General features: G+C 70.2%; 26 protein-coding genes. 7 read left to right on the top strand and 19 right to left on the bottom strand.

The genetic code is table 11. The features are described from left to right. Position 1: 1 nt before the first annotated feature. Positions 2-301 (bottom strand): COX15/CtaA family protein, encoded by a 300-nt coding sequence (locus tag IM689_RS02390; RefSeq protein WP_193642713.1) that lies wholly within the window; start codon positions 299-301, stop codon positions 2-4. Between the two features lie 259 nt (positions 302-560). Then, a complete protein-coding gene (locus tag IM689_RS02385) occupies positions 561-1,361 on the bottom strand; it encodes a VOC family protein (protein ID WP_193642712.1) in 801 nt (266 codons plus the stop codon). 176 nt (positions 1,362-1,537) lie between these two features. On the opposite strand from IM689_RS02385, the gene IM689_RS02380 reads away from it, so the two are divergent. Beyond that, positions 1,538-1,960 (top strand): YkvA family protein, encoded by a 423-nt coding sequence (locus IM689_RS02380; protein ID WP_193642711.1) that lies wholly within the window; start codon positions 1,538-1,540, stop codon positions 1,958-1,960. A gap of 2 nt (positions 1,961-1,962) precedes the next feature. On the opposite strand, the gene galK is transcribed toward IM689_RS02380, so the two are convergent. Genes galK through IM689_RS02355 form a run of 5 tightly spaced genes read right to left on the bottom strand, consistent with a single transcriptional unit; the run spans position 1,963 to position 7,439 of the window. Then, positions 1,963-3,171, bottom strand: a complete 1,209-nt coding sequence (galK, locus tag IM689_RS02375; RefSeq protein ID WP_193642710.1) for a galactokinase — start codon at positions 3,169-3,171, stop codon at positions 1,963-1,965. Continuing rightward, positions 3,168-4,259 carry a galactose-1-phosphate uridylyltransferase gene (galT, locus tag IM689_RS02370; protein ID WP_193642709.1) on the bottom strand — a complete coding sequence of 364 codons (1,092 nt, stop codon included), beginning with the start codon at positions 4,257-4,259 and terminating at the stop codon, positions 3,168-3,170. The genes galK and galT overlap by 4 nt, the downstream gene beginning before the upstream one ends. Further along, entirely contained in the window at positions 4,259-4,957 is a 699-nt protein-coding gene (gene bioD / locus IM689_RS02365; RefSeq protein WP_193642708.1) for a dethiobiotin synthase, read from the bottom strand. The genes galT and bioD overlap by 1 nt, the downstream gene beginning before the upstream one ends. Then, complete coding sequence (locus IM689_RS02360; RefSeq protein ID WP_319803762.1) at positions 4,954-6,102, bottom strand: aminotransferase class I/II-fold pyridoxal phosphate-dependent enzyme; 1,149 nt, start codon at positions 6,100-6,102, stop codon at positions 4,954-4,956. Before IM689_RS02360 ends, bioD begins: the two co-directional genes overlap by 4 nt. Continuing rightward, positions 6,099-7,439, bottom strand: a complete 1,341-nt coding sequence (locus tag IM689_RS02355) for an adenosylmethionine--8-amino-7-oxononanoate transaminase (protein WP_193642706.1) — start codon at positions 7,437-7,439, stop codon at positions 6,099-6,101. The genes IM689_RS02360 and IM689_RS02355 overlap by 4 nt, the downstream gene beginning before the upstream one ends. A gap of 313 nt (positions 7,440-7,752) precedes the next feature. Here IM689_RS02355 and IM689_RS02350 point away from each other — a divergent pair, with 313 nt between their 5' ends. Beyond that, the gene (locus IM689_RS02350) at positions 7,753-8,127 is read left to right on the top strand and encodes a hypothetical protein (RefSeq protein ID WP_193642705.1); all 375 of its coding nucleotides are present in this window, start codon (positions 7,753-7,755) and stop codon (positions 8,125-8,127) included. Between the two features lie 62 nt (positions 8,128-8,189). Here IM689_RS02350 and IM689_RS02345 read toward each other — a convergent pair whose 3' ends face one another. From IM689_RS02345 to IM689_RS02310, 8 genes are all read right to left on the bottom strand, one after another. Continuing rightward, a complete protein-coding gene (locus IM689_RS02345) occupies positions 8,190-9,089 on the bottom strand; it encodes a type IV toxin-antitoxin system AbiEi family antitoxin domain-containing protein (RefSeq protein ID WP_193642704.1) in 900 nt (299 codons plus the stop codon). A 177-nt stretch (positions 9,090-9,266) separates the two neighbouring features. Continuing rightward, a complete protein-coding gene (gene bsaP, locus IM689_RS02340; RefSeq protein WP_193642703.1) occupies positions 9,267-9,500 on the bottom strand; it encodes a biotin synthase auxiliary protein BsaP in 234 nt (77 codons plus the stop codon). A gap of 83 nt (positions 9,501-9,583) precedes the next feature. Further along, positions 9,584-10,621, bottom strand: coding sequence for a biotin synthase BioB (gene bioB, locus IM689_RS02335; protein ID WP_118912969.1), 1,038 nt, complete (start codon positions 10,619-10,621; stop codon positions 9,584-9,586). A gap of 150 nt (positions 10,622-10,771) precedes the next feature. After that, a complete protein-coding gene (gene ykgO, locus IM689_RS02330; RefSeq protein ID WP_193642702.1) occupies positions 10,772-10,894 on the bottom strand; it encodes a type B 50S ribosomal protein L36 in 123 nt (40 codons plus the stop codon). Further along, complete coding sequence (rpmF, locus tag IM689_RS02325; protein WP_129666246.1) at positions 10,891-11,091, bottom strand: 50S ribosomal protein L32; 201 nt, start codon at positions 11,089-11,091, stop codon at positions 10,891-10,893. Before rpmF ends, ykgO begins: the two co-directional genes overlap by 4 nt. After that, positions 11,091-11,810 carry a GTP-binding protein gene (locus IM689_RS02320; RefSeq protein WP_193642701.1) on the bottom strand — a complete coding sequence of 240 codons (720 nt, stop codon included), beginning with the start codon at positions 11,808-11,810 and terminating at the stop codon, positions 11,091-11,093. The genes rpmF and IM689_RS02320 overlap by 1 nt, the downstream gene beginning before the upstream one ends. 60 nt (positions 11,811-11,870) lie before the next feature. Next, positions 11,871-12,197, bottom strand: coding sequence for a hypothetical protein (locus tag IM689_RS02315; protein ID WP_193642700.1), 327 nt, complete (start codon positions 12,195-12,197; stop codon positions 11,871-11,873). Then, entirely contained in the window at positions 12,194-12,445 is a 252-nt protein-coding gene (locus tag IM689_RS02310) for a type B 50S ribosomal protein L31 (protein WP_047310660.1), read from the bottom strand. The genes IM689_RS02315 and IM689_RS02310 overlap by 4 nt, the downstream gene beginning before the upstream one ends. A 66-nt stretch (positions 12,446-12,511) precedes the next feature. On the opposite strand from IM689_RS02310, the gene rpmB reads away from it, so the two are divergent. The 3 genes from rpmB to rpsN are packed head-to-tail and all read left to right on the top strand — an operon-like array spanning position 12,512 to position 13,217. Continuing rightward, a complete protein-coding gene (gene rpmB / locus IM689_RS02305; RefSeq protein ID WP_047310659.1) occupies positions 12,512-12,748 on the top strand; it encodes a 50S ribosomal protein L28 in 237 nt (78 codons plus the stop codon). Next, on the top strand, positions 12,748-12,918 hold the full coding sequence (gene rpmG, locus IM689_RS02300; RefSeq protein ID WP_129666252.1) for a 50S ribosomal protein L33: 171 nt from the start codon (positions 12,748-12,750) through the stop codon (positions 12,916-12,918). Before rpmB ends, rpmG begins: the two co-directional genes overlap by 1 nt. Beyond that, positions 12,918-13,217, top strand: a complete 300-nt coding sequence (gene rpsN, locus IM689_RS02295) for a 30S ribosomal protein S14 (RefSeq protein WP_193642699.1) — start codon at positions 12,918-12,920, stop codon at positions 13,215-13,217. Before rpmG ends, rpsN begins: the two co-directional genes overlap by 1 nt. 63 nt (positions 13,218-13,280) lie before the next feature. Here rpsN and IM689_RS02290 read toward each other — a convergent pair whose 3' ends face one another. Both IM689_RS02290 and IM689_RS02285 read right to left on the bottom strand, forming a co-directional pair. Next, the gene (locus tag IM689_RS02290; protein ID WP_227484424.1) at positions 13,281-15,734 is read right to left on the bottom strand and encodes an MMPL family transporter; all 2,454 of its coding nucleotides are present in this window, start codon (positions 15,732-15,734) and stop codon (positions 13,281-13,283) included. A gap of 46 nt (positions 15,735-15,780) precedes the next feature. Further along, positions 15,781-16,392, bottom strand: a complete 612-nt coding sequence (locus tag IM689_RS02285; protein ID WP_193642847.1) for a TetR/AcrR family transcriptional regulator — start codon at positions 16,390-16,392, stop codon at positions 15,781-15,783. A 231-nt stretch (positions 16,393-16,623) separates the two neighbouring features. Between IM689_RS02285 and IM689_RS02280 the strand changes: the two genes are divergently transcribed. After that, positions 16,624-19,332, top strand: coding sequence for a DivIVA domain-containing protein (locus IM689_RS02280; protein WP_193642697.1), 2,709 nt, complete (start codon positions 16,624-16,626; stop codon positions 19,330-19,332). A gap of 1 nt (position 19,333) precedes the next feature. Beyond that, on the top strand, positions 19,334-19,735 hold the full coding sequence (locus IM689_RS02275; protein ID WP_193642696.1) for a DivIVA domain-containing protein: 402 nt from the start codon (positions 19,334-19,336) through the stop codon (positions 19,733-19,735). A gap of 91 nt (positions 19,736-19,826) precedes the next feature. Here the strand turns inward: IM689_RS02275 and cydC are convergent, their stop codons facing one another. Further along, complete coding sequence (gene cydC, locus IM689_RS02270; protein ID WP_193642695.1) at positions 19,827-21,518, bottom strand: thiol reductant ABC exporter subunit CydC; 1,692 nt, start codon at positions 21,516-21,518, stop codon at positions 19,827-19,829. After that, positions 21,515-23,110: a thiol reductant ABC exporter subunit CydD gene (gene cydD / locus IM689_RS02265; protein WP_193642694.1), complete on the bottom strand. Its 1,596-nt coding sequence runs from the start codon at positions 23,108-23,110 to the stop codon at positions 21,515-21,517. The genes cydC and cydD overlap by 4 nt, the downstream gene beginning before the upstream one ends. Positions 23,111-23,198: the final 88 nt, after the last annotated feature.

Genomic DNA, 23,198 nt, shown 5'->3' with positions numbered 1-23,198 from the left:
GTCAGCGCTTTCGGGCCCGCAGCGGGAGCCACACCGCCAGGCCCATGAGCGCCATCGCCAGCGGGACATGGACGGCGGCCATGACGTCCTTGCCCTCGTCCACGATGAGCCCCCCGAGATAGGGCTCGAGGATCAACAGCACCGTCAACGCCAGCGCACCGAAGGTCAGGTCGGTGCGTTCACGCAGCTTCAGGAACGCCCACACCGTGGCGAGGAGCGCGAACCCGATGGCGGCCTTCCCGCACCACGAATGGACCTCGAGCCAGGGCGTCTTCTCAGGGTCGGTGTCGGGCGTCGACATGAACAATCCGGCTCACAGGCCCTGCAGCAGCACGGCGAGCGACGCGACGCCGACGAGTGCTGCGAACGTACGAGTGGGTGCCGTCGCGGCTGAGGAATTCGCGGGCGTGGAGCTCGTCATGATGGTCCTTCGCGTGGAATGAAGCAGTGTCCCCACAGCCAACCGCGTCCACCTAGGAGAAGGCTCTCGTCCGGAACCGGCAGACCTGACAAGTACCCGGGATTTTCCTGGGTCAGGGCCGGCTCACCTCACCTGCTCGTCACTCGGCGTCGCGATCGTGCTCCGCCTCCTCCTCGGCTTCCGCGGTGTAGGAGATGACGTTGAAGACCTCGCCCTCGGGGCCGCGGATGGTGGCCTCGGGGCCGAACGGGGTGTCGAAGCTCATGAGCACCTCGCCGTCGAGCTCCTCGACGATGGCGACGCTCGAGTCGCGGTCGGCCACGACGAAGTGCGTGAGCCAGTTCGCCGGGACCTCGTCCGGCAGGTGCCCCGCGAGATGGATTCCGGCGACGACCTCACCGTCGGAGGCGCGCTTGCACGTGACGTAGTCGGCGCCCATCTCGTCGTAGCTGAACCCGAAGACCTTGCCGTAGAACGCCTTCGCGCCCTCGAGGTCTCGCGTCATGAGGTCGTTCCAACCCACGGAGCCAGACTCGTTGAAGATGCCGAAACCGTGGTGCTCACCGCCCTGCCAGGCGCCGAACGCGGCACCCTCGGCGTCGGTGAAGAACGCCATGCGGCCTGCACCAGCGACGCTCATCGGCTCGGCGATGACGCTGCCGCCCGCGGCGCGCACCGCCTCGGCGGTGGCATCGACGTCGTCGGAGGCGAAGAACGTCGACCACGCCGTGGGAACCTCTGGCGCCATACGCGGTGTGATGGCAGCGGCGGATCGTCCGTGCTTGAAGCACAGTGCGTAGCCGCCCATCTCGGCCGGGCCCTCCTGCACGTCCCAGCCGAAGAGCTTGGCGTAGAAGTCGCCGGCCTTCTTCACGTCGTCGAAGCAGCAGTCGACCCAGTTCGGGGTGCCTGCAGGCCAGTTCGTGTCACGGGTGGGCATGGGAGCTCCTTCGCTCGAAGTGCGGAGTTCAACGGCTCGACATCAGCCAACCACGGGCCACCGACAACCGCCAGGGTGTCTGGCTCCTGCGCAGATCCCCGTGATCAGGTCGCACGTTCGGGATAAGGCGTCCAATACGTGCCCATGAAGGCCCGACGAGGCCTACTCTTGTCGCCGTGACCCAGCCCTCCGCCGAAGCGCGCATTCTCACGTCGGCAGCGTTCCGGCGCGCGCGGCTCCGGGCGGCGTCACTCATCGCCTCCCGCACGGAGTTGCACAGGCTGCTCGCCAGCGTCGAGTCGAAGCGCAAGAGCGACCCGCGCCTGTACGAGGGCGCGCAAGGGCTTGACCTCGACATCATCTGCTCGGTCGTCGACGCCTACGTCGACGAGGGCATGCTCACCGTGGACGGCCACGACGACCCACACACCACCAGCATCACCGGCAAGGCACGTCTGCGCCTCGTCGTGGCAGCGCTCGTCTACCTCGTCGACGTGGAGGACGTCATCCCGGACTCGCGGCCCAACGGCCTCACCGACGACGTCGCTCTCCTGCGCTGGGCGTCACGCATGGCGCGCGCCGAACTGCCCGCCGTCTGAGGTCACTTCAGACGTTTGGCACCTTCACTCGCGAGAGCGACGAACGGCTCCGGCTCGGCGAAGCCACCCTTCGCGGCACGCTGCTTCGCAAGCTCCACGGCGTCGTCGACCCGGTCTGCATCGATGAGGGCGATGACGCAGCCGCCGAAGCCGCCGCCCGTCATCCGTGCGCCGTACGCGCCGCCGTCCTCGAGGGCCGCGGCGAGCGTGTCGACGGCCGGGACGGTGATCTCGAAGTCGTCGCGCATGCTGGCGTGCGACGCGCTGAGCACCCGGCCGACGGCGGGAGCGCTCTCGCGCGTGACGCCGGCCCCCAGGGCCTCGTGCACGGCAAGCACCCGCGCCGAGTCGGTGATGACGTGGCGCGCGCGGCGGCGCGGAACGTCGGGCAACTCCTCGAGGCGCGCATCGACCGCACTGACGTCGCGTCCGTCGACCTCACTGCACAGGTGACCTCGCTCGATGCCGAGCAGATCAGCGGCCTCCTCGCAGGAGCGACGGCGCTCGCCGTAGGCCCCGTCGACGAGCTCGTGCGGCGCGTGGGAGTTGACGACGAGCAGGACGAGCCCGGCCGAGTCGAGATCGAACGGCACCTGCTCGGTGTCGTTCGTCAGCGTTTCGAGGCGTAATGCGGAACCGGCTTCACACAGCACCGAGGCCATCTGGTCCATCGTTCCCGTCGGCGCGCCGGCGATCTCGTTCTCCGCGAGACGGCCGAGGCGGGCGGTGGCCGGACGCTCGAGGCCCCATCCGGCCAAGTCGTTCCAGGCGCTCGCGGTCGAGCAGCTCAGCGAGGCGGACGACGACAGCCCGGCACCGCGCGGCACGTCGGCCGCGAACGCGATGTCGAGGCCGGGCACGTCGAGGCCGTCACGCGCGGCCGCCCAGCCGACGCCGGCCGCGTACGAAGCCCAGCCGAGCGACGCCTCGCGCGAGATGTCGCCCAGGCGCACCTCGACGCGCTTGCCCTCGGAGACGAGCCGGACGAGGTCGTCGTCACGACGCCGCGCGACGGCGACGGTGCCGGTCGGCAGAGCGATGGGCAGGACGTAGCCGCCGTTGTAGTCCGTGTGCTCGCCGACGATGTTGACGCGCCCGGGCGCCCACCACGCGCCGTCCGGCGTGACGTCGCCGAACTCGCGCGCGAACAGCGCTTCCGCTTCGGCGAGCAGGCGGCTCTGCGAGTCGCTCGAGGTGATCTCCTGCGTCATCGCGACGTTCCCAGCTCGCGCAGGCGCTCGGCCACCGCCTCGGGCGCCACGTCGTTGCTGAACGCGCCCTGGCCGGACTCGGTACCTGCGAGGTACTTGAGCTTGTCCGCGCTGCGCCGGATCGAGAACAGCTCGACGTGCAGCCACGCGAGGCGACGGTCCGGGTGGTCATCCTTCGCAGGAGCTTGCTGCCACGCCGAGATGTAGGGCAGCGGGGCGTCGTACATCGCGTCGAAACGGCCGAGGACGTCGCGGTAGAGCTCCGCGAGGCCGTCGCGCTGCGCCTCGTCGAGGGCCGCGAGGTCGGGCGTCTGACGGCGCGGGTAGAGGTGCACCTCGACGGGCCAGCGCGCCGCGAACGGCACGAACGCCACCCACGTCGCGTTCTGTGCGACGATGCGCGACCCCTCCGCCAGCTCGCGGCTCAGAATGTCGCCGAAGAGGTTGCGGCCGGTGCGCGAGTGGTGGCGACGGGCGGCGTCGAGTTCCTTGCGCGCCCGCGGCGGAACCATGTCGTAGGCGTAGATCTGGCCGTGCGGGTGCGGCAGGGTGACACCGATCTCGGCGCCGCGGTTCTCGAACGGGTAGACGTACTCGACGCTCTCGCGCGCGGAGAGTTCGCGCGTCCGGTCGGCCCACGTGTCGACGACGAGGCGGGCCTGCTCGAGCGACAGGTCCTTGAACGAGGCGTTGTGGTTCGAGCTGAAGCAGACCACCTCGCACGCGCCGTACGCGGGCGCCGAGGCGAACAGCGGGTCGTCGATCTCCTCGACGTCCGTGACGGCGTCCGAGAGCGCCGGGAAACGGTTGTCGAACACGGCGACCTCGTAGTCCTCCGAGGGCACTTCGCTCGCGTAGTCCGGGCGGCTCGGACACAGCGGGCACTCGTTCGCCGGCGGCATGAAGGTGCGGTTCTGACGGTGCGCAGCGAGCACGATGTACTCGTCGGTGAGGACGTCGTAGCGCAATTGCGACATGGGCGTCGTCTCGGGCAGATCGCGCCGGTCGGGCACGGCTTCGCGGCCCTCCTCGCGGTCGTACCAGCGGATCGTGCGGCCATCGGCGAGACGGCCGTCGGTTCGGAACATCACAGGTGCACCCACTTGCTTGCGTTGTTTCGGAAGGTGTTCGGGTCGAGTTGGGCCGCACGTTCCGGCAGGCGCCCGAGCGGCTGCGCGCCGGCGGCGTTCGGCAGGTCGTCGAGGTTCGTGCGCTCGGCGAGGCCGGGCTCGTCGGGGTAGCTGCCGACGACGTAGCCGATGAGGTCGAGGCCCCGGTGGCGCAGCGCCTCGGCGGTGAGGGCCGTGACGTTGAGCGTGCCGAGACGGGGCGCGACAACGAGCACGAAGCCCGCGCGAACGCCATTGTCGCGCAGGTGAATAGCGAGGTCGGCCAGGGTGGCGCCCCCGCCGTCGAGGTGGACGAGCAGGCCGCCCGCGCCCTCGACGATGACGGTGTCGACGTCGTCGCGGTCGGCGATCTCGAGGACGCGCTCGGCGTGCTCCGCGACGGTCGGGATGCTCGTGCCGGCGAGGCGCGCGGCGGCGTCGGGCGCGAGGGGGTCGCGCAGGCGGGTGAACTCGTGCGTCGTCACGCCCTCGGTGCCGGCCAGGCGGGCGACCTCGTCGACGTCACCCGGCTCACCCGGGGCCAGGCCCGTCTGGACAGGTTTGACGACGGCGATCCGCATGCCCTGCGCGGCAAGTGCCGCGGCGACGGCGGCCGTCGTCACCGTCTTGCCGACCTCGGTGTCGGTGCCGGTGACGAGGATGACGGGGGCGCTCATTGTGCTCCTTCGAACGTGCTGGCGACGGCGCCGAGGATACGCCTGGCGTCGTCGAGTTCCGCATCCGTGAGTCCCGCCGTGGCGGTGACGCGCAGGCGGCTGATGCCGTCCGGCGTGCTCGGCGGGCGGAAGCACCCGATACGCAGACCCTGCGCGCGGGCCGCGTCGACGGCGGCCAGTGCTTCGGCGGGTGACGGCATGGGCTTGGACAGCACGGCCCCGGCCGACGGCTCGACGCCGAGGGCGTCGGCGATGGCGGCTGCTGCAGCGAGAGTTCGACCAGGGAGCTCGGGATGCGCGACGAGATGACGAAGGGCTCCGAGCGCGGCCCCAGCGGACGCGGGCGCGAGGCCCGTGTCGAAGATGAACGGGCGTGCCGTGTTGAGCAGGTGTTCCCGCAGCGATCGCGGCCCGAGAACCGCGCCGCCCTGACTCGCGAGCGACTTCGACAGGGTGACCGTGACGACGACGCGGTCGGCGCCCTCGCCGTCGAGGAGGCCGCCAGCCCTGACGAGCCCCTCGCCGCCCTTACCCGCGACACCGAGGCCGTGCGCCTCGTCGACGACGAGCAGCGCGTCGTGCTCGACGGCGAGCGCGAGGAGCGCGGGCAGGTCGGCGGCGTCGCCGAGCACGGAGAAGATCGACTCGACGACGATGACGGCGCGCGGCTCGGTGCGTTCGGCGAGGGCGCGACGCACGGCTTCGACGTCGAGGTGCGGTGTGACGGCGACGCGAGCTTTGGCCAGGCGCATGCCGTCGATGAGGCTCGCGTGGTTGTGAGCGTCGCTGACGACGAGGGTGTCGGCGGTGCCGAGCACCGTCATGGCGGAGAGGTTCGCGTGGTACCCGGTGGAGAACACAAGCGCGGACTCGTGCCCCATGTGCGCGGCGAGTTCGGCTTCGAGCGTCGTGTGGACGGCATGCGTTCCGGTGACGAGGCGGCTCGCGCCGGCGCCGCCGCCGGCTTCGTCGAGGGCTCGCCGTGCGCCTTCGAGCACCGCGGGGTGGCGCCGCAGGCCGAGGTAATCGTTGCCTGCGAGGTCGATGCGGACACCGTCGAGCTGGTCGGCCTCGGCCGTGCGGGCGAGGTCGCGCTCGGTGCGCAGCTTCGCGGCGGCGTCGAGGGCGTCGAGGTACTGGTTCACGGCGCCTGCTCGCTCGCCGGGGCGCATGCGTGGACCGCGGCGGTGACAGCCTCGCAGATCGTGCCCAGGTCGTCGTCGGTGCAGACGAACGGCGGCATCGTGTAGATGAGGCGGCGGAAGGGGCGGATCCATGCGCCCGCGTCGAGGGCGGCTGCCGTGGCCGCGTCGACGTCGACGTCGTGGGTCAGCTCGACGACGCCGACCGCACCCAGCGTGCGAACATCCGCGACGTGTGGGAGTTCGCGCAGGGGAGCGAGGTGGGTGTCGAGTGTGTCGGCGAATTCGGCTGCGCGGGTGAGACGTTCGGTGTCGAGGAGGTCGATGCTGGCGAGCGCGACGGCGCACGAAAGTGGGTTGCCCATGAAGGTGGGGCCGTGCATCATCGCGCCGGTGCGCTCGCTGATGGTGCGGGCGAGGTCGTCGCTGCAGAGCACGGCCGCCATCGTGAGGTAGCCGCCGGTGAGGGCCTTGCCGAGGCAGAGGATGTCGGGCGTGATGCCGATGCGGTCGGCAGCCCAGTAGGTGCCGGTGCGCCCGAAGCCGGTGGCGATCTCGTCGAAGATGACGAGCGCGCCGTGCTCGCGGGCGAGGGTGGTGAGGAATCGCACGCATTCGGGGTCGTAGATGCGCATACCGCCGGCGCCCTGCAGGAGTGGCTCGACGATGACGGCCGCGATCTCGTCGGCGTGTTCCCTGTATAGGGAAGCGGTTTCGCGCTTCCATGCCTCGAGTTCGTCAGGGTCGGCTTCAAGGCCTGCAGGTGGGAGCGGGGCGAAGAGCTGTTGTGGCAGCGTGCCGCGCCAGAGGGAGTGCATGCCGCCGTCGGGGTCGCAGACGCTCATGGGGTGCAGGGTGTCGCCGTGGTAACCGCCGCGGATCGTGAGGACGGTGCGTCGCGGACGGTCGTCGGCGGCGAAGACCTGGAGGGCCATCTTGAGGGCCACCTCGACGCTGACGGAGCCGGAGTCGGCGAGGAACGCGCGCGTCAGCTTCGGTCGGTCGGCCTCTGGTGCGGGCGCGATCTCGACGAGCTTCTCACCGAGGCGGACGGCGGGTTCGTGCGTCAGGCCGCCGAACATGACGTGACTCATCCGCTGCAGCTGCGCCTCGGCGGCGGCGTTGAGCTCGGGCACGTTGTAGCCGTGGATGGCGCACCACCAAGAGCTCATGGCGTCGAGCACCTCGCGCGATGCGCCGTCGTCGTCACGCAGGGTGAGGCGCGGCCCGTGCGCGGACTCGACGAACCGCGTCGTCGCAGGGTTCGTGGCGCTCGAGTAGGGGTGCCACAGGTGGTCACGATCCGAGGCGAGCAGCCGTGCGACGTCGGGGGTGGGCATGGCCCTCATCCTTTCACCTGGGGAAGGGGTGAGGCACCTCTGGCATCGACCGACTCGACCCGACTCTGCGCGTCGGCGAGTGGAGGCGGAAGGCGGGGTCGCTCCAGTCGCGGTGGCCGCTCTTGGCGCGCAGGGTCGTCTGGATCCCGGGGATGGTGAGGCCGCGCTTCGTCGCGCGGGTCGGCGCTGGCGGTACGCCGTTGACTCCGCGGGGCACGATTGCGCCAGCAGGGTGGCAGGCTGCCCGCGGGCGCGCCGTCCGGGTTCTCAGCCGGTGCCTCTGGAGCCGGTGTTCCTCGCTACCCTGGGGCACATGCTTTCGGACCTCTCGGTGGCCGCCATGGTCGGTGCTGTCGCGCTTCTCGTCATTGCCGGTGTCATGACGTGGGTGGCGCGCGGTGCCGACGACGGACGCCTCCCGTTCGGTGGCCGCGTGTCGATCCGGACGGCGACGACCCGTCGTTCGCCGGAGGCCCTTCTCGTCGGCAACCGCGCTGCAGCCCCGTTCCTGCGCCGCTACGCCGTCATCCTTGCGGTACTCGCGGCCCTCGTGCTCCTGCTGAGCTTCGTCAGCGACATCGCGGCCCTCGCCGTGCACCTCCTCGCCGTGGTGGCCCTCGTCCTGGCCGTGATGGTCTGCCTGAAAAAGGCGGACGCGGCAGCAGCCCCAGCCCCAACCGACGCTTAACTGGTGACGTTTCCTGCGGTTGGTGACGTTGCAACGCAGCCAAGCGCACCAAACGTCACCAGCTAGCGGCGCTCGGCGCGCGCCATTGCCGCGTGAAGGCGCGGCACGAACCGACCGAACCGCAGGTCGTCTGCGATGACACGGACAACGAGCCACCCGAGCTCCTCGATCTGGTTGTGACGCACCCGTTCCTTCTTCAGGTCGTCCGGGCGTCGGTACTTGCCTAAACCGTCGACCTCGACGACGACCTTGTATCCCGCAACGGTGAAGTCGACCGTGGCCATCCACTCGCCCGCCCTGTCGCGGATGACGGTCTGCGGCTCAAGACGGATCCCTTCCCCGTGCGCCTGCCACGCGGTTTGCGTTTCCAAGGGCGATTCGCGACGGCCGTCGGCGAGTTCGGCGACGAGCCGGGCCTGGGCGATGCCGTGGCGCTTGCCCCAGGAAGCCAGGACACGTTCGAACCGCACGTCTTCGTGCCGGATCGCGACATCAGCAGGCACGAGTCCGTGCAGCGCACCCTCGCGTGCTGCCAGTTCGACGATGGCTGCTTCGGGGCATTGCACGTCCACCCCGAGGTCGTCGAGTGTTCGGATGTCATGCGACCACGGACGGTGTGCGCGCAGCCCGAGCCTGCGGGTTTGAACACGGGACGAGGCGCGCGCGATGTGAACGTCGCGGGGAAGAACGAGGAGGGGAAGTCCGAGCGCAAGGCACGCGCTCGGTCCCACGAGGTAAGCCCCGGAGGAGGATCGGCACAAGGCGACAGCTCGGACGAGATGCTCCCGTACCCGTGACTCCGGGCTTGCCGCGTCTACGTCGAGGCTCTCGACGTAGACGCCTCGGCCGATTCGCTCGAGCTTGCCCGAGCGCACTAAGGCATCGATCTGACGTGAGGTGAGACCTGCGCGCGTCAGTTGCGCCGTCGTCACGCTCCGCACGGGCGGTTGATGGGTGCTCATGGAGCCAGCATCAGGAGCCTGGGCCGGGGTGACAAGAAGCCTCGGACGGGGCCTGTGGACAGAAGCCTCGGCCGTCACTGCTGTGGACACGCTGGTTGGTGACGTTTGCTGCGCTTGGTGACGTTGCAACGCAGCCAACCGCAGCAAACGTCACCAGCTAGCGCACGCCCCAGCGGGTCAGACTCCTGCGCCGCCGCTCAATGCGCCGTGGCGGGAGCACTCGGCCGACCACCCCGTCGGGACGACCTGCACCTTCATCCGGCGCGCGCACTGACCGCAGAAGCGGGGCGGTTCCTCGGCGGCGAGCCAGCGCGCGCAGGCGGTGTGGTCGGCCTCGTCGGGCAGCTTGCCGCACCGGGTGCAGTACGTCGCGGTGACGTCCGCGACGCCCGTGTCGCTCGTAGCGCTCATCAGGAAGGTCTCCTCGAAGGGTGAGACGTCCGCTCCCGAACGCGAGGCGATCGGGAGCGGACGAAGTCGGTGCGGGGCGGCGCTCAGAGCGTGGCGTTGAGCGCCTTGATCGGCATGTTGAGGTCCGACAGGAGTGACAGGTCTTCCTTCGGGTCACGCCCGAGCGTCGTGAGGTAGTTGCCCACGATGACGGCGTTGATGCCACCCATGAGGCCGTCGCGCGTGCCGAGGTCGCCGAGCGTCAACTCACGGCCGCCCGCGTAGCGCAGGATGGTGCGCGGCAGCGCGAGGCGGAACGCGGCGATGGTGCGCAGGGCGTCGTTCGACTCCATCGGCTCGATGTTCTCGAACGGCGTTCCCGGGCGCGGGTTGAGGAAGTTGAGCGGCACCTCGTGCGGGTCGAGCTCAGCCAGCTGCGACGCGAGTTCGGCGCGCTGCTCAAGCGTCTCGCCCATGCCGACGAGCCCACCGCAGCACAGCTCCATGCCCGACTCGCGGATCATCTGGCACGTCTCGAAACGCTCCTCGTACGAGTGCGTCGTGACGACGTCGGGAAAGTACGACTTCGCCGCTTCGAGGTTGTGGTTGTAGCGGTGCACGCCCATGTCGCGCAGGTCGTCGACCTGCTCCTGGGTGAGCATGCCGAGCGACGCCGCGACCTGGATGTCGACCTCGGCGTGGATGGCCTTCACGGCCTCACGCATCTGCGTCATGAGCTTCTCGTCGGGCCCGCGCACGGCGGCGACGATGCAGAACTCCGACGCGCCCGTCTCGCGCGTCTGCTTCGCGGCGCGCACGAGCTGCGGGATGTTGAGCCACACCGAGCGCACCGGGGAGGTGAACTGGCCCGACTGCGAGCAGAAGTGGCAGTCCTCCGGGCACCCGCCCGTCTTGAGGCTGACGATGCCCTCGACCTCGACCTCGTCACCGTTGTAGCGAAGGCGCACGTCGTGGGCCAGTTGCAGCAACTCCTCGAGTCGGTCGTCGCCGGTGCGCAGCACCTCGACGAGGTCGTCGTAGCCGAGCGGCTGCCCGTTCTCGAGCACCTGCGTCCGGGCGCGCGCCAGGATGTCGGTGCTGTCGTCGGTGTGCGTGCTGGGTGCCTCAGTCGTCGCGGTCATGCCGCCTAGGTTAACGACGATTAACCGAGACGGGCGAGTAACTCGCAGCCCGATTGCCCGGGCTCGGCCACGCAGACGTCGGCGCCGTGTGCGCTGGGCGACGCACACACCGACCACGTGCGTGCACCGCCCAGCGTCGACGTGGCCGACTCAGCCCTGACGAGCCTTGACGCGCGGGTTCTGTTTGTTGATGACGTAGGTCTTGCCGCGGCGGCGAACAACCTGCGAGCCGTGCTGGTCCTTGAGTGAGCGCAGGGACTTGCGCACCTTCATCGTCGTCCTCCTTCGTCGATGCGTGATTCTGTGGGCGGGTCGATGAGCCCTCGTTCGACGGCCCGGGCGAGACGCCGCGGAACCCGGTAGAACGTCCCGTCCACGGCGACGGGGACGAGCGCCGCGGGCACCGCCTTCCAGTTCGCTCGTCGCGAGCGGGTGTTGGCGCGTGAGACTTTTCGTTTCGGAACGGCCATCAGTGGTACTCCTTCATGTCGCCGAGCCAGGGCTCGAGTCCGTCTTCGTCGGTGCTCCACACGGCTGCGAGCGTGTCGAGTTCGGCGGGTGTGCACAGGGCCGCTTCGAAGGCTCGACGCAATTCGTCGCGAGGGTCGCCGTGCGCGAGGAGCCCGGTGACGACGAAATCCGTACGCCGCGCGGCCGGACGGCGCCAGCGCCCCGCCGTGCCGATGTTGAGCTGACCCGCTGCGCCGTCCCACACGCACAGCGTCTCCGGCCGGGTCGGCACCCAGAAGCAGCCGCGCGTCCGGAACGCGCCGCCGCCGAGTTCCGGCAGGTTCTCCTGGATGCGCTCGGGGTGTACGGCACGTTCGGAGCGAAGCCGCACGCGCCACACACCGTCCTCGCACGAGTCCCCGATCTGGGCGGGTGGCGTCTCGGCGACCCACTTCTCGATGGCTTCGACGTCGTGCACGCCGGGCAGAAGCGCTGTCGCGTCCCACTGCGACCATTTCTCGACCACCTGCGCACCCGGGCGCGCCAGCGTGCGGACGAGCGTCGAGCATTCGGGCATGAGTTCGCCGTCGACGGCGATGACATCCGCGTACTCGAGCAGGGTCGTCGCCACCTCGGCGGTGCCGCGCACGTCACCTTCGAACGTGGGCAACTCTCGTTCGACCAGCAGCTCGGGCCCGGTGAGGTGCCGGACGGCGTCACATCCGTCGACCGCGTTCACGACGGCTGCGATCCGTGCTCCGCCGAGCGTGTTCGGCTCATAGGAGGCAACCCGGCACAGCTACGTCGCCTCAGCTCCGATCGGCAGTCTCGCGATGATGCTCGACCAGTGGCCGCTGCTCGCGATGCCGGCAATCGTCGACAGCACGTCCTCGCGGATCGCGCACGGCACGCAGGCGTGTTCGAGGTCGATCGTCGTGCGATCCAGCAGGCCGGTCACGTCGCTCACCGTGCGCACGAGGCTCGTCCCGTCAGCCCCGAACGAGTGCGTGACGACGACAGGCTTCGGCAGGTCGAACAGCAAACTCATGGCCGTGGTGTCGGCTGCGCTCTGTTCGACGCTGGTGATGACGACGGTGGGCGTTGCGCTGTTCCCCTGCCCGCTCACGCCGTGCGTCCTCGTCCGTAACGGCGGTTGAACTGTGCCACGCGCCCTTCGCTGTCGTGCACGCGCGCCTTGCCCGTCCAGAGCGGGTGCGAGTCGCTGGAGACCTCGACGTTGACGACCGGCACCGCGTCACCGTCGATGTCGATGGTCTCGCTCGGGCGCAGCGTCGATCGCGTGACGAACACGGCGCCGGTGGTGGAGTCCCGGAACGCCACGCGCTCGTAGGCGGGGTGGATGCCCTTCTTCACGGTTGCTACCCCTCTTTCCTCGTGCTAGAAATGAAAACCGTTCTCATTTTGTATCCGAGGAGCAGCATGTCACGCAAATGCATGGTCAGCGGCGCTGTGCCGGGCTTCGGCCACTCGATCTCGCACAGCCACGTGCGCAGCAAGAGGCGGTTCGACGTCAACGTCCAGAAGAGGCGCTACTGGGTGCCGAGCCTCGGGCGCACCGTGCGCCTCACCGTCAGCCCACGCGGCATTCGCACCATCGACAAGCGCGGTATCGACGTCGTCGTCGCCGAGTTGCGGGCGAGGGGAGTGAAGCTCTGATGGCCTCCAAGAGGAGCGACGTACGCCCGAAGGTCAGCGTCCAGTCGAGCGCCGGCACCGGCTATCGCTACATCACGCAGAAGAACCGTCGAAACACCCCCGGCCGGCTCGAACTGCGCAAGTACGACCCGATCGTGCGCCGGCACGTCGTGTTCAAGGAGATCCGCTGATGGCCAAGAAGTCGAAGATCGCAAAGGACACCGAGCGGCGAAAGATCGTGGCCCGGTACGCCGACCGGCGAGCCGAACTCAAGGAGCGCATCCGCACGGGCAGCCCCGACGAGGTGGCCCTCGCCGTCCGTGAGCTCGCTGCGTTGCCACGTGACGCCAGCCCGACCCGGCTGCGCAACCGTGATGTCGTCGACGGGCGGCCGCGCGGCCACCTCACGCGATTCGGTCTCTCGCGCGTGCGCTTTCGCGCGATGGCCCACGACGGGCAGTTACCGGGAGTCACGAAGTCGAGCTGGTGAGACGAACGGCGGGCGCGAACCCTCCCCAGAGAAGGTTCGCGCCCGCCGCAGTTCTTCGATGCGTCAGTGCTTCGGCTTGTAGCCGTCGTCACGCACCGTGTCGTTGTCGTCGGCCAGGTGCTTCGGCTCGCTGTGGCTCTCGCCTTCGAAGACCTTCGCCACCGTGGACGCCGGGGTGGCGCCACCAGCGGCCGCCGAGCCCGACACAGCAGCTGCGCCGGCCACGGCCGGCGTCCCCGGGCGAGCGCCGTGCTGGGCGAGGCTCTCGCCCTCGACGTCGACGTTCGGCAGGATCTTGTCGAGCCACTTCGGCATCCACCAGGCCTTGTCGCCGAGCATGAGCATGATGGCGGGCACGAGGATCATGCGCACGAGGAAGGCGTCGAACACGATCGCTGCCGCGAGCGCGATGCCGATCTCACGGATGAGCGCGTTGTCCTGTGCCGCGAAGGCGGCGAACACCGAGATCATGATGAGAGCAGCGGCCACGACGACGCGGCCCGAGTGGCGGAAACCGTCGATGACGGCGTCACGCGCTTCCGTGCCGTGCACGTAGGCCTCGCGCATGCGGGTCGTGAGGAACACCTGGTAGTCCATCGCGAGCCCGAACACGATGCCGATGAGCAGCGTCGGCATGAAGCTCATGATCGGCTGCGGCTCGAAGATGCCGAACGTGCCGTCGGTGACGAGCTTCGTCGTGAAACCGAGCGTCGCGAGCACGGAGAGCAGGAAGCCCAGCGTGGCGAGCAGCGGCACGACGATCGAACGGAACACGAGCACGAGGAGCAGGAACGCGAGGCCGACGACGATGGCGAGGTACTTCGGCAGGGCGTCGGCGAGCTTCTCCGACACGTCCGCCGCGATCGCCGTCTGGCCGGTGATGCCGAGCTTCGTGCCCGTGGCCTTCTCGGTGGCGGCCTGCTGGTCGCGCAGACGCTCCAGCATCTCGTCGGTGGCCTTGTCGGCCGGGCCCGTCTTCGGCGTCACCATGACGACGGCGCCGTCGCCCTTCTTCGCCATCTGCACGATCTGTGCGTTGGCCACGTTCTCGTCCTTGGCCGCCCATTCGACGACCTTGGCGTAGGCACCCATCTGGGCCTTCTGGCCGCCGTCGATCTCACGGCCGTCGATGATGGCGATCATCGGCGCGTTCTTGCCCGAGCCCCAGCCCTCGGCGAGCAGGTCGGCGCTCTGTCGAGCCTCCGTGCCCTTCTGCGCCGTCGCGTCGGACGGCAAGCCGAGGTGGAGGTGCTGCACCGGCGAGGCCAGGGCGGCGAGCAGCGCGACGACAGCGAGTGCGACCGCCCACGGGGCTTTGCGGATGCCGCGCGCGAGGCGCACCGAGCCGTTGGTCGAGTCGTGGTCGAACTCGTCGGCGGCCTTGTCCTCGCGGACCCGACCGGCGAACGCCTTCGTCTTGAGCATGCCCATGAGGGCGGGCAGCAGCGTCAGCGACGTGATGACGGCGAGCGTGACGGTGCCGGCCGCGCCGAGACCCATCGCCGTCAGCATGCTGATACCGAGAACGCCGAACGCGGACAGCGCGATGATGACGGTGAGGCCGGCGAAGACGACCGCCGAACCGGCCGTGCCGAGTGCGCGGCCCATGGCGTGCTCACGGTCGGCCTGGCTCTTGATGTCGACGTGGCGCAGCTCCGCGCGGTAGCGCGACAGGATGAACAGCGCGTAGTCGATACCGACGGCGAGGCCGATCATCGAGGCGAGCGCGGTCGTCGTCTCGGGCAGGTCGAAGAACGCGGTGGCGCCGGTGATGCCCATCATGCCGAGCATGAGGCCCATGACGGCGTTGAGGATCGGCATGCCCGCGGCGACGAACGAGCCGAAGGTCAGGACGAGGACGAGCAGCGCGATGCCGATGCCGATGAGCTCGGAGGTGGCGCCAGGCTGCATCATCTCCTGCATGCCTTGGCCGCCGGCCGCGATGGTGAGCCCGTTCTCCTCGGCGGCCTTGGCCGCGTCGAGGATGCTCTGCTGCGTCTCGGGCTTGATGTCCATGATGTTGTCGACGGCGAAGTTCCACGACACCGTGCCGATGCGGCCGTCCTTGCTCAGCGGGGAGAGCGCCTCGGCGTTCTTCTCCGCGACAGCCTTGGGCGTGCCCTGCTTCGTGGCCTGCGCGACGATCTGCTGCTTCATCGCGGGGCCGGCTTCGGCGGGGTTGGCGAGCTTCGTCTTCGGCATCTGCTGGACGCCGCTGACCTTCTTGATCAGTTCGTCGACCTGGCCCTTGTAGGGCTGTTCGGCGAGGGTGTGCCCGGCCGGTGCCTTGATGACGAGCTGGCCGTTGACCTGCTTGTCGGCGGCGGGCTGATCCGGGAACAGTTCCTTCTGCGTCTCGGCGGCCTGCAGCGAGGGGATGCCGGGAATCGTGAACTGCGACGTCATCGGCCGCGACTTCGCGGCGGCGAATCCGCCGAGCGCGAGGAGGGCGATGAGCCACCCCACGAGGAAGAACGGCCACTTGCGGTAGGCCGTCCTTCCGAGGCGGTAGAGCATGTTTGCCACTGGGGAACTCCTTTGTGAAAGGGGGGGCTGTGGGGTGTCAGCGCATCGAGCGGACGGCGGCATCCGCGTCGAGCACGTCGTGGAAGACGGTCATGAAGTCGGAGTCGGCCTTGCGGAGGGAGAACTCCTCGAGGCTGACCTTGACGATGGCGAGGAAGGTTGCAGTGATCGTGCGGGCGCGCAGGTCGCCCGCGTCCCACTTCTCGCGCTCGCAGATGAGGGTGGCCAGGGTGTCGGACAGGTGCGTGAACCGCTCGAACGCGAGGTGGGCCACCTTGCCGTCGCTCGCGATGGCCCGTTCGACAAGGGCGTGCTGATCGCTGGCCATGGAGGGGTCCTCGACCTCGCTCATGACGCTGTCGAGCGCCTGGATGAGGTCGGGCATGAGGACACCGGTGGGACCGCCGTCACGGAAGAGCTCGACCTGCGGGTTGTCCCCGACGCCGTCGGGGCCGAGGACGGCCGACGCCTTGTCGGGCACGTAGTTGAACAGGGTGCGGCGGCTGACGCCGGCGGCCTCGGCGAGGTCGTCCATGGTGAAGCCGTCGTACCCGCGCTCGATGACGAGGGTGCACGCCGCCGAGCGGATCTCCTGGAGCCGCTTGTGGGCGCGCTGGGCTCGGGGGTCGTCAGTGCTGCAATCCCACATGAAACCCACGGCCACTCCTTTGCACTGTCAAATGTTCGAGTGCAATTTTGCACGAATGAGCTATGAAGTGCAACGACACCTGTGGCGCCGCCACCTCGGGGCTCGGGCCGCTTCGGCGCGTCACGGGGAGACGACACTCCGAACAAGGGGGTATCGGCCAGGTGCACCCGTGGTTAGGCTCAATCAAGAACCGCTGCCCCGCAGCGCATCCGTAACCGAGGGGATATGAAGATGATCACCGCGCATGAGGTCAGGACGGCGCAGTTCCACCGCGCCGACGCCGGCAAGGTCGGCTATGACGAGGTCGGTGTCGACGACTACCTCGACCGCGTCGCCGACACGCTCGAAGCCATCGAGCGCGGCGGCCAGATGCCGTCGCACGCCGTGAGCGCCACCGACGTCGTCGAGGTGGTGTTCTCCGAGCGCGGCCCGCAGTCTGCCGGTGGATACGACCTCGACGACGTCGACGACCTGCTCGACCGGGTCGCCCAGCGCATCCGTGCCTACGAGGACGGCGTGCGTCGGGCGTCCGCGCCGGTCGACGCAGGCCTCCCCAGTGACGTCGAGGCCGACGACCGTGGTGACGTCCGCGACGAGCGTGGACACGGCGGTCACGGTGTGGCTGCGGCAGGTGCCGCCGGCGCCGGTGTCGCGGGTGCTGCTGCGTACGAGCGCCGCGAGGACCGTGCGGACGTCGATCTGCGCGGCGACGTCCGCGACGATCGCTACGACGAGCGCGGTTTCGTCGACGAGCGTGACCTGCGCGACGAGCGTCGCCCGGAGGCCTACGCAGAGCCTGCGGCGCCTGAGCTTCAGGACTCGCCGCGCAGCGCCTTCGCCGACGACGGGGGCGTGCGTGACGGTGAGGCCCTCGCGGTCGCCGGCGGTGCGCCGCGGCGTGAGGAGCGCTTCGACGAGGAGCGCGGCTTCGAGCCCGCCGACGAGCGTCGGGGTGGCTTCGGTGAGCCGGGCGTCCGTGTCGACGAGGGCTCGGACGCCGCAGCGTTCGACGGCCGCCGCGATGAGAACGTCGCCGATGAGCGCGCTTTCGACGGTCGTGAGCGCCGAGACGAGCGTGGCTTCGACGGTCGCGACGCGGGCCTGGTCGCAGGTGGCGGCGCTGTCGCCGCCGGAGGTGCCGCGGCTGCGCACGGTCAACGCGACGAGCGCCGTGACGACGCCTTCGCTTCCGACACGCGTGATGACGTGCGTGACGACCGCGCCGGTGATGCAGGGGCCGGCCGTCAGGGCGGTGTCAACATGGTCGGATCCGACCCGGTCGACGAGGCGCCGATCATGGCCCCGGACGAGTCGGGCCGCAACCGTGAGCTGCGCTCGGACGACCGTTCCGACGTGAGCACCTCCCACGACGCCGCGTACGCGGCACCGGCCGAGCGCGACACGTTGGCGAACGACTCCGCGGTCACGCCTGAGGAGCGCTTCGACGCCGAGCGCCGCGATGACGTCGTACGTGACGAGCAGCTGGGCAACGAGCCCTTCGCGGACGAGCGTCGTGACGCAGACCTGCGTGACGAGCGTGGCTTCGAGGGCGAGCGCGAGGAGCGTTCCTCGGGCTTCGGCCCCGCCGGTGTCGCAGCCGCTGCCGGCGGTGCTGCCGCCGGAGGTTACGCCGCTCACCGCCACAGCGATCAGGGCGAGCAGGTTGAGCGCAACGAGTGGGCCCCGCGTGACGAGCGCGACGCCGTGCGTATCGACGGCGAGCCCGCCGGTGACTCAGCTGGCGACCCGGTGCGTCGTGAGCACGACGCCGCCGACTACCACGACCCGGCTGCAGCCCACAGCGAGACGTTCGCCGAGCCGGTGCCGCCGCAGCAGGTGAGTGCCGAGGAGGCCCGCCCGGTCGCCGCAGCCGAGCAGGGTGACAACTGGGCCTTCGAGGACAACGGTCTTCGCCGCGACCGCGCCCCCCGCTACCCCGACGAAGGCGCGATCCTTCTCCAGGGTGAGGATGAGGGCACCCGCGCCGACGAGCGCTTCCAGGGCAGCAACGCGTACGAAGGCGACGCAGTGGCCGGCGGTGACGCCGTCGCCGACGAGCGCCCGATCGCCACGCAGCCCGAGATCGTCTCCTACCGCGCCACCGACCGTCGAGTTCCGCTGCCCCGCAGTGAGGCTCGCCGTTCGATGAGCGATGAGGACCGCGAGGCAGAGGCTCAGTACCACCCCGAGTACAGCGCATACTCCTCGCCCGAGGACGGGGCCGGTGACTCCCCGCGTCGCAGCACGGGCGGCGCCTACGACGAGAGCGCGAGCATGCCGGCGAGCGATCTCGATCGTGGGCCGGACGCAGGCGTTCTGCCGACCGAGCAGGCGCCGCTCGTCGATGACCGTCCGGTGGCGCCCGAGGCCCCCGTGGCACAGGACTCCCGTCGCGATGGGGAGTTCGACCCGTTCTCCGAGCCGAGCGCTGTGACCGAGCGTCCGCTGCCGACGCAGCCGAACGAAGGGGGCGAGGCGCCGCAGGCTGCCCCGCCGCAGACCGGTGGCTTCGAGCGTGACCCGTTCGCTGACGACGCTGGTCGGGACTCCGTCGAGCGCCCCGAGCAGCCGGCCCGGGCCGAGACGTTCGGTGGACGCGGCACGGACGGCCCGCAGCGTGTGGCGCCGATGAACGAGGAGACCGCTCGCGTGCGTGAGCCGCGCGAGGGTGGCTTCGAGCAGCCCGGCGTCGGCAATCGTGACCCGTTCGCCGACGACGCCCGTCGTGACGGTTCGTTCGACGTTGCCGGTGGTGGCGACGACGTGCGCGAGCAGCAGTCGTTCGAGGCGTCGAGCCCGGTCGCCGACGACCGTCGGGCGTCCGACGTGGAACGCCCGGAGTCGATCGACCGTCCGCAGCCCATCGACAAGGCCGAGCCGCTGCCGGAGCGTGACGACACATCGCGCAAGGGCCTGCTGCGTCGCATCTTCAAGGGCTGACGTGCTGGCGTCGGACGACGTCGTCAAGGTCGAGTTCGAGCAAGGGCGCGGCGGGGCTGGTTACGACGAGATCGAGGTCGATGACTTCCTCGATTCCCTTGTGATCACCCTTCGCGGCTACGAGCAGGGCGCGCCGCGTCAGGGCGTGGTCACGTCTCGTTCGATCGACGACGTGGCGTTCACGCGGGCGCGCGGTTTCGGGCGCAGAGGGTACGACGCCGCGAGCGTCGATGCTTTCCTCGTCAAGGCCCGCGAGACGCTACGCGCGTACGAATCGCGCGGGGGCGTTCCGACGCAGGCACCTGAGGTCGTGTCCGCCCCTCGACAGGCGCCCTCGACGGCGCAACGCTCGGCCGTGAGCGAGCCGAAGAAAGGCATCTTCGGCAAGCTCTTCGGTGGCTGAACCGAACTGAACGACCAACGAGCCCCACACCAACGCGGTGTGGGGCTCGTGGCGTACGGCCATGCGGTTCGTGCGCAGGAACCGTCGAAGCTCAGCTCGTGACGGCGGGCAGGTCGATCACGCGGTCGAGCGCGTCGAACGCGATGGGGTGGTGGCTCACCATGACGACGGTGCGTCCGGTGCTCGCGGTGAGCAGGTCGCGGACGACGGCGTCGGCGGTCGGTCCGTCGAGGTGGGCGACGGGCTCGTCGAGCAGGATGACGGGGCGCTCGGAGAGCAGTGCCCGCGCAATGCCAAGGCGCGCCCTCTCGCCGCCGCTGATCGAGCGCTCGGTGGCGGTGCCCACCGACTCGGCCCCCGAACGTCCGGCGCTCACGAGGTATTCGCCGAGGTGCGTGTCGAGACCCTCGCCGAGTTCCGCGAGCCACGGCCCGAGCCCGGCGCGCTCGAGCGCGCGAAGCACGTCCGTGTCGTCCGCGTCAGGGCGGGCGAGCAGGAGGTTGGCGCGCAGCGAGCCGGCGAACAGGTGCGGGTCGTCGTCGACGAAGGCGATGCCGTCGCGCACGGCGTCCAGCGGGAGGTCACGGACGTCACGCTCGCCCCAGGCGTACGTTCCGCCGGTCGGGTCGAGGTGGCGCGCGAGGACGGCGAGAAGTGTCGACTTGCCGCACCCGTTGGGGCCGGTGACGGCGATGTGCTCACCGGGTGCGACATCGAGGGTGACAGGCCCGAGGTCGGTCTTCTCGCCGGTCCACGAAGCCGTCAGGTCACGCACGCGCAGGTGCGGCACCGTCTCGTCCGGCGCAGCCTCCGAGCCCGAATTCCGCACCGCCGGCTCCTGCGTGAGCAGCGCTTCGAGACGGTCGCGGGCGGCGGACGAGCGGGCGAGCGAGCCCACGGCGTCGGGGATGAGCCCGACGACATCGCCGAGAGCGAGCGGGGTGAGGAGCAGCAGCGCAGCGAAGGGTCCGTTGATCGTTCCGGCGTCGACCTCGCCGTCGAGAACCCACGCCATGGCGAGGGTTGCGACACCCGTGACGGCGAGCGCGAGAGCCACTCCGACGGCGCGGCCGCGCGACTGGGCGAAGGCGGCCTTCTCGACGTTCTTCTGCGCGTACGCGAGCCACGTCATCGGCTCGTCGGTGGCGCGGATGGCGCCGAGCTCGTTCGCTCCGGACGCCACGAGGTGCGCCACCCGGTCGACCTGGCCGCGCGCCGCGAGCGACGCCGCTTGGCCGCGGCGTTCGAGCGCGAGGTCGATCCACCCCACGAGGGCCGCCGCGACGACCGAGCCGAGCACGACGAAGCCCGCGGGCGGATGGACGACGAACGTCGTGACGACGGCAACGAGCGCGGCACCGACCGTCGTGATGAGCGGCACGACGACACGCACCTGGATGTCGACCTCGTCGTCCAGGTCGCGCACGACGCCAGAGAGAAGGTCGGCGCGGCGCTTCGTGCCCAGGCGCGCCGGGGTGAGCGGCACGAGCTGGCGGTAGGCCGCGGTTCGACGATCCGTGAGGTCGGCCAGCGCGGCGTTGTGGGAGACGAGTCGCTCGACGTAGCGGAAAACCGGGCGCCCGATACCGAACGCGCGCACGGCGACGATGGCCGTGAGCAGGGTGAGGACGACGGGGCGCTCGCTGGCGCGCACGATGAGCCAGCCCGACGTAGCCGTCAGCGCAACGCCACACGCGAACGCGAGCGCACCGATGAGCCCGGCGAGCGTCACGCCGCGCACCGGCTTGAACAGCGGGCGTCGCTCCTGCGTTTCGGAGGTCATGCCGTCACCTCGTCGCGGATCGGGCGGGCCGTGAGACGCCACTGGTTGTCGGCGCGGGCCGCGAGTTCCTCGTCGTGCGTCACGACGACGACGGGCTTGCGCGCGGCGAGCGCGACGATCGCCTCACGGATGTCCGCAGCACTCGCCGGGTCGAGGTGAGCGGTGGGCTCGTCGAGCAGGACGATGGCGGCGTCGGAGAGCCACGCGCGCGTCAGGACGAGGCGGGCGCGCTGGCCCGCGGAGAGGCCGAACCCTTCGTCGCCGAGGGAGGTGTTGACGCCGTCGGGCATGCCGAGGACGACGTCGTCGAAGCCGGTGGCGGCCATGGCCTCGCGGATCTCGTCGACGCTCGCGTCGTTGCCCAGCGTCAGGTTGGCGCGCACCGACATCGGCGCGATGAACGGACGCTGCGAGACGAGGTGCGTGCTCGGCACCTCGAGGCGCCCCGCCGTCGGGCGGCGCGCCCCGGCGAGCACTTCGAGCAGCGTCGACTTGCCGCATCCACTCGGGCCGGTGAGGGCGGTGAGGCCGTCGCGCACGACGGAGGTGACACCGCTGACGGCCGGGCTCTGCTGGCCGGGGTAGGTGTAGGAGACGCCGCTCAGCATGGCGCGCGCGAGGCCGCCGGCCTGTTCGGGGGCGGGCGCGTGCCACGGCCGGGCGTCGCTGCCCGCGAGGAGCGAGTCGATGGCCTCGACGCCGTCGGCCGCCGCGTGGAACTCCTGCCCGACGCGGCGGATCGGCCAGTACGCCTCGGGCGCGATGAGGATGGCCATGAGGCCGGTGAGCAGCGAGACGTCGCCGTGGGCCATGCGCAGGCCGACGGCGACGGCGACCATGGCGACGGAGATCGTCGCGAGCAGGTCGAGCGCTGCGGAGGAGAGGAAGGCGATGCGCAGCGTGCGCATCGTGGCCGAGCGGTGACGTTCGCCGACGCGGTGGATCTGCGCGACCTGGTGCTCGCCCCGTCCGTAGGCCACGAGCGTCGGAAGGCCCGCGACGACGTCGGAGAAGTGGCCGGCAAGCATCGTCGTCTCGACCCAGCGTTCCGCCGTGGCGCGCTGGGTGTAGCGGCCGATGAGCGCTGCGAAGACCGGCAGGAGCGGCAGCGTGACGATGACGATGAGGGCGCTCGGCCAGTCGACGACGAGCATCGCGGCGATGGCGAGCACCGGCACGACGCCAGCCGTCACGAGGGCCGGAAGGTAGCGCGCGACGTACGGTTCGACGGCGGCCGCGCCCTTCGTGGCCATGGTGAGCATGGCGCTGGGGCCGGGGCGTTCGTCCGCCGTCTGCGTCATCCAGCGGCGCATCGCGCCCTCGCGCAGCGCCCCGGAGATGCGTGCGCCGGCGTGGGCGGCCACCGTCTCGGTCGATGCGTTGAGTACCCCGCGCAGGGTGAAGAGGCCCAGGACCCACAGGCCGGGCGTCCAGAACGAGTGGCCCTCGACGACGGCGACGACGAGGTGCGCCACGGCGACGGCCTGGGCGATCGCGACGGCTCCGCTGAGCCCTCCGATGAGGGCGAGCAGCGCGACCGGCAGCCGGGTGGCAGGCACGGCGCGCAGCAGGGCGGGGTCGAACGGGCGCATGGGTCTCATTGTCCCGCACCCGCCGGCGTTCGCGGGCACAGGATGGGACGAACGGTGGCCGACGTCATGCGGCACGCCTTAATCTCAG

Source organism: Dermacoccus barathri, assembly GCF_015070805.1.
GTDB classification, from domain to species: domain Bacteria; phylum Actinomycetota; class Actinomycetes; order Actinomycetales; family Dermatophilaceae; genus Dermacoccus; species Dermacoccus abyssi.
The sequence above is the reverse complement of the archived record's forward strand: the minus strand, read 5'-3'. Positions and strand labels throughout refer to the sequence as shown.